This window comes from Kitasatospora sp. NPDC059327, from assembly GCF_042752535.1.
Taxonomy (GTDB): domain Bacteria; phylum Actinomycetota; class Actinomycetes; order Streptomycetales; family Streptomycetaceae; genus Kitasatospora.
The window spans coordinates 1-5,711 of the sequence record NZ_JBHYYB010000200.1 but is presented as its reverse complement, the minus strand read 5'-3'; the positions used below and the strand labels follow the sequence as shown (position 1 = coordinate 5,711).

At 70.2% G+C, this 5,711-nt stretch carries 5 protein-coding genes; 1 reads left to right on the top strand and 4 read right to left on the bottom strand.

Annotated features, from left to right (window positions below):
* Nucleotides 1–135 precede the first annotated feature (135 nt).
* Genes ACFXHB_RS44050 through ACFXHB_RS44040 form a run of 3 tightly spaced genes read right to left on the bottom strand, consistent with a single transcriptional unit; the run spans nt 136 to nt 3,283 of the window.
* The gene (locus tag ACFXHB_RS44050; RefSeq protein ID WP_380582767.1) at nt 136–957 is read right to left on the bottom strand and encodes a carbohydrate ABC transporter permease; all 822 of its coding nucleotides are present in this window, start codon (nt 955–957) and stop codon (nt 136–138) included.
* On the bottom strand, nt 954–1,949 hold the full coding sequence (locus tag ACFXHB_RS44045) for a carbohydrate ABC transporter permease (RefSeq protein ID WP_380582765.1): 996 nt from the start codon (nt 1,947–1,949) through the stop codon (nt 954–956). The genes ACFXHB_RS44050 and ACFXHB_RS44045 overlap by 4 nt, the downstream gene beginning before the upstream one ends.
* The gene (locus tag ACFXHB_RS44040) at nt 1,946–3,283 is read right to left on the bottom strand and encodes an ABC transporter substrate-binding protein (RefSeq protein ID WP_380582763.1); all 1,338 of its coding nucleotides are present in this window, start codon (nt 3,281–3,283) and stop codon (nt 1,946–1,948) included. Before ACFXHB_RS44040 ends, ACFXHB_RS44045 begins: the two co-directional genes overlap by 4 nt.
* A gap of 196 nt (nt 3,284–3,479) precedes the next feature.
* On the opposite strand from ACFXHB_RS44040, the gene ACFXHB_RS44035 reads away from it, so the two are divergent.
* Nucleotides 3,480–4,670: an ROK family protein gene (locus tag ACFXHB_RS44035; RefSeq protein ID WP_380582761.1), complete on the top strand. Its 1,191-nt coding sequence runs from the start codon at nt 3,480–3,482 to the stop codon at nt 4,668–4,670.
* Nucleotides 4,671–5,322: 652 nt separating this feature from the next.
* Here ACFXHB_RS44035 and ACFXHB_RS44030 read toward each other — a convergent pair.
* Nucleotides 5,323–5,589, bottom strand: a complete 267-nt coding sequence (locus tag ACFXHB_RS44030; RefSeq protein ID WP_380582769.1) for a hypothetical protein — start codon at nt 5,587–5,589, stop codon at nt 5,323–5,325.
* Nucleotides 5,590–5,711: the final 122 nt, after the last annotated feature.

The window sequence follows — 5,711 nt, the reverse complement described above, 5'->3', positions numbered from 1 at the left end:
AGCTCTTCGACGAACAACATGCGTTCACCTCCGGTCCCTCAGCGGCTCTGGCCGCGACGGCTTGACTTGTTAGGCACGCGAGATGTCTCTCGGGAGTGGTGACGGCGTACCTGGCGGCTGCGGCGTGACGGGCGGTCAGCCCTTGACGGCGCCGGAGAGCATCCCGGCGATGAAGTGCCGCTGGAAGACGAGGTAGACGGCGACGACCGGGGCGATGACGATCAGCGTGGCCGCGGAGAGCAGCGGGACGTCGATGTTGTGGGCGCCGACAAAGAAGCCGAGGCCGGCGGGGGCGGTACGCCCGGCAGGGTCCTGGATGAGGATCAGGGCGAGCAGGAACTGGTTCCAGGCCCACAGGAAGTACAGGAGTCCGAGGGTGATCAGCGCGGGCTTGGCACAGGGCAGGAGGACCCGCCACAGCACGGTCCAGCTGCCGGCGCCGTCGACGGCGGCGGCCTCGGTCATCTCCTTGGGGAGGGCGAGGAACTGCTCGCGCATCCAGAACGCGCCGAAGGGCATGAACAGGCCGACCAGGGCGAGGATCAGAGCGAACGGGGTGTCGGTCAGGCCAAGCGAGCGCAGGTCGTAGTAGAGCGGGACGACGGCGGCCTCGTAGGGCAGAGCGAGCCCGAAGAGCAGGAATCCGAAGATCACCTTGCGGCCGCGGAACTCCATCAGGGCGAAGGCGTAGCCGGCGAGCGAAGCGCAGACCAGGGCGAGCGGGACGACGCCGAGGGCGATGACCGCGCTGTTGCCGAGGAGCTGTCCGAAGCCGGCGGTGGACCAGGCCCGGGTGAAAGACTCCAGGGTGGGGTGCTCGGGCCACTGGAGTCCGCCGACCAGGGCGCCGGGCGGGTGGAGCGCGGCGAGGACGATCCCGGCGAAGGGGGCGAGGACGGCGAGGCAGAAGGCGGCCATCACGGCACGGCCGACCAGGCTTTCGAAGCGACGGTTCATGAGTCCCTCTCCCCCGTGATCCGGGTGATCCCCAGGACGACCAGGGCGATCAGTGCGCTCAGCACGACGGCCAGGGCGCAGGCGGCGCCGACCTCGCCGTTGGTGAAGGCGAGCCGGTAGATCAGCACGCCGGGGACGGTGGTGGAGTCTCCGGGGCCGCCGCCGGTGGTGACGTAGACGACGTCGAAGCTGGCGAGCGCGGAGATCACGGTGATGGTCAGGGCGACGCTGATCTCGGCGCGCAGCCCGGGCAGGGTGACGGCGAAGAACTCGCGGACGGGTCCGGCGCCGTCGAGCCGGGCGGCCTCGTACAGGCTGGTGTCGATCTTCTGGATGCCGGCCTGGAAGAGCACCAGGCACAGCCCCAGCATGACCCAGGTGCCGACGAGTCCGACGGCGACGTAGGCCCAGGTGAAGTCGCCGAGCCAGGCCCGGGTGACAAAGCCGAGACCGACCGCGCGCAGGGTCTGGTTGACGATGCCGTCGGTGGAGTACATCCACTTCCAGGTGACGCCGACCGCGACCAGCGGGACGACCTGCGGCAGGAACAGCACGGTACGGCTGGCGGGGTAGCGGCGTCCGCCGCGGCCGCCGATGACGGCCGCGAGCAGCAGGCCCAAGGCGATCGGCAGCAGCGAGTAGAAGCCGATGAAGCCGAGCGCGTGAAGGATCGAGGAGCGCAGCGCCGGGTCGGTGAGGACCTGGCGGTAGTTGCCGAGCCCGACCCAGGTGCCGGCGGTGACGCCGTCCCACTCGAAGAACGACAGCCACATGGTGTGCAGCCACGGCAGCGCGACGAAACAGCTGTAGAGCAGCAGGGCGGGCGCGAGGTACAGGTAGGCGGCCTTGCGGGAACTGGGCCGGCGGGGGCCGACGCGCAGGGTGCGTGCCCTCCCGTCGGCTCCGGACCGGCCGGTTCGTCCGGCGGGCGGGGCGGCCGGGGTGGCCTGGTGCGCGGTGCCCGGCTGCGGTGGCAGGGAGGTGCTGGTCACTGGTGGCCCTTGGCCCAGTCGTTCTGCAGGGCGTCGAGGTACTGCTCGGGGCTGATCCTGCCTCCGATGAGCTGCTGGCTCTGGGAGGTGAGGGTGTCGTTCATGGTGGCGTTGGTGTTGGCGAAGAAGTTCACCAGGCCGTTGTCCTTGTTGACCGCGGCCCAGCCCTTGGCGACCTCGTTCATCACCTTTCCGGCGGGCGCGTTGACGGTGTCGGCGTGGGCGACCGGGAGGAATCCGGTGTCGAACTGGATCTGCGCGGCCTCGGGGGTGTTCATGAAGTCGAGGAACGCGGCCGCCAGATCGGGGTTCTTGGCCTTGGCGGGGATGGCGTAGGAGACCGAGGTGCCGATGCCCGTGGCCTTGCCGTCCGCCGCGGGGAAGGTCAGGAAGCCGGTCTTCCCGGGGGCGGCCTTGTCGATCAACTGGGCGTCCCAGGAGCCGTCGAACAGGAACAGGCCCTTGCCCTCGGTGAACTCGGCGACCGAGCCGGCCAGGTCGGTGCCGTTGGTGCTGGCGGGCAGGTAGCCCTTCTTGGCCCACTCGGCGAGGGTGGTCGCGGCGGCGGTGCCGCCGGGGGTCTTGATGGTGGCGCCGGCCTTGCCGTTGACCCAGTCGCTGGTCTTCGCCGCGCCGTCGGTCGCGTCCACGATCGACTGCACGACGAAGGACGAGTGGCCCTGCAGGTTTCCGAGTTGGACCGGCAGTTCCCCGGCGGCCTTCGCCTTGGCCAGCGCCGCGTCGAACTCGGCGGGCGTGGTCGGGGGCTGGATCCCGAGCTTCGCAGCGATGTCCTTGTTGTAGAAGACGCCGACGACCGAGAATCCGGCGGGCGCTGCCCACAGGTGGCCGGTGCCGAGCTGCCTGCCGTCGTCACTGGCCCGCCACTGGTCGAGCTCGGTGGACGGGTATTTGGCGTCCCAGCCGTAGGCCTTGGCGTAGTCGTCGAGGCTGCGCACCAGGTTCGCCTTGACGGTGGTGCCGAGCTTGTTCAGCAGCGCCAGGTCTGGCGCCTGCTCGGAGGAGAGCTTCAGGTTGAGGCTCTTGTCGTAGTCGTCGACGCCCGTGTATTGGAAGTCGACGGTGACGTTCGGGTGCTTGGCGTGGAATGCCTCCGCCAGGGCCTTGGTGGTGCCGGAATTCTCGGAGCTCACGATGGTCAGGGTCGTAGCACCGGTGGGCAGCGCCGTGGAGACCGGGCCGGAGGCCGCGGGCTTGTCCCCGTTCGCGCCGGGCGTCAGGCCCCCGCAAGCGGTGAGTGCGCTGGCGGCGGCCGTCACCAGCGCACACGAGGCGACCAGGCGGGCAGGGAGGCGAAGGGTTCTTATGCTCATCGGTGACTCCTTGGTGCAGGGCCTTGGGCCCTCGGATGGCGCAATGGAGATACATCGCGGTGTTACGTAACCGAGTGGCTCGATGGTAGGAGCCGCCCGGAAGGTCGGTCAATATCTATATGACGTACTGTTACGTAACTAGGTGTCGTAAGATGGGATCGGGCCGCAGGGGCGGCCGAACCGAAGGCGAGGTGCCGTGAATAGCCCTGCTCTGACCGGTGGCGATCCCGCGCTGCTACGTCGGCTGAACACCGAGGCAGTCCTGCGCGTCCTGCGCAACGCCGGCCCCATGACGCTCACCAACATCGGCCGCGAGGCGTCGCTCTCGCGGCAGACCGTGGACGTGGTGATCACCGACCTCACCGAGGGCGGCTGGATCGAGGAGGTCGCCCCCGGGAAGGGAATCGGCCGTCCGGCCCGCCGCTACCGCTTCAGGGCGGAGGCCGGCCACGTGCTGGGCGTCGACGTCGGCACCGGCACCCTGCACCAGGTCATCACCGACCTCGACGGCAACGTCGTCACCAGCCGCCAGGCCTCGCTCGGCAAGCGGGCCGACGACGTCACGCTCCTGGAAGCCGCCGAGGCGTCGGCGCGCGACCTCGTCGGGTCGCGACCCGACATCCGGCTGCGGGGCCTGTGCCTCGGGGTCCCCGGCATCGTCGACACCGCGGGGCGAATCACGCTGTCGGTGCCATTCCCGCAATGGAACGGCCTCGATCTGGCCGCAGCCGCGGGGTCGTGGTTCGACTGCCCCGCCCACGTCGAGAACGACGCCAACCTCGCCACCCTGGCCGAACACTGGCTCGGCGCGGCCCGCGGCGTCGACGACTTCATCGAGATCATCGTCGGCCACCGCACCGGCTCCGGGATGATGCTCGGCGGCCGGCTCCACCGCGGCCGCGGCGGCGCGGCCGGCGAGATCGGCGCCCTCGCCGTCCTGGGCTGGGAGAGCACCGCGATGAACGACATCCGGGAAGCCGACGCGCCCAGGATCTTCGCCGACGCCAGGTCCGGGGACGCCGACGCCGCCGGGCGCGTCGACCGCTTCGCCCGCACCCTCGCCCAAGGCGCCGCAGCCATGGTCCTGACCGTCAACCCGGACCTGGTGGTGATCGGCGGCGGTCTCTCCCTCGCCGGCGACGCGCTCCTCGAACCGCTGCGCGGCCACCTCGACCAACTCTGCCTCGACGCCCCCGGGCTGGAGATCTCCGCGCTCGGCACCGAGGCCGTCGCCCTCGGGGCCGCGCGCCTAGCCCTCGACCGTCTCAACGAGGAGTTGTTCGGCGCGATCGCGGCCGGCGCCGGATCCCCGGGCGGGACCGCCCCGACATGGGGGCGCGCCCTCAACAGCGGCGTCTTCAGCAGCCCGAAAGACCCGCCGCGCTGATGCGCTGACGTACGCCCCTGCACGACCCGCCGCCCGAGCGCGCCGACGATGGGCCTGAACGCGAGCCAGATCACCGCGGCCTGATCTACGTCCGTGAGATCACCGCGGCTGAGCCTTCCCCACACCGGGGAATCAAAAAGACAGGAACGCCAGGTGAAGCTGCCCCTGCTGCCGGAATGGTCAGTGGTCAGCTGGACCGCGGGCAGGGGACCGGTCTCGTTGTCCGTTCCGATGCCGTACCCGCTGATCTTCCACCCCTGCCCCTTCAAATCCCGGGCAGAAGCCGCGATCTCCCGGCTTGCCTGGTTCAGGCCATAGAACAACAGCAGCGGCTGCGTCGCCGGCCCCACCCCCACGGAGGCACGCAGGCGCAGCTGGTGGGCGCCGACGCGGTAGAGGGCGAGATACAGGCCCATACTGGCTAAGGTGGTCGCGAAGCCGAACGCCTGGTGCACGGGCGAAAGCACCCGCCACGGCGGCCAGCGTCGCGGCCAGCCACCGGCAGCCAGCGGCAACGCCTGCGCCACGACCTGGGCGTTCTCCGCGCTGCGGGCCTCGCCCGGAGCCAAAGCCAACTACCAACGTCGACGCGAGCACGGGGACTGGCACGCCGGATCCCAGCGGCATCTGTTCAACCGGCAATGCCACGAAGTCAGAGGTGGGTACGGTTGGTCAAGGGGTGTCGACCGCGTCCGAGCCGCGGGATCTCGAAGGTGCTGGTGCACCCGACCCGGGAACCGATGCCGGAGATCGTGCCGAGCTGCTCCAACTGCTTGGCCCTGCGCTCGCGGCCGCGCTCGGTGGTCTGCACCTCGAGCGCTTCTCGCCGCAACCGCTCGGCGTCCGCGCCCTTGGGGTGGCGGGTGCCGTCGATCCAGCGCAGCACGGTGCGCGGCGAGACGCCGTGGGCGGCGGCCATGGCCTTGGTGCTGCCGCCGTACTTGCGCTAGTGTCCTGCGCCGGAGATCCGTCGTTAGATCGTGCATGAGTGGTTCTCCGGATGTGCCGGTGCGTCGTCGTGGTCCCGCGTTGGAGCCGTTG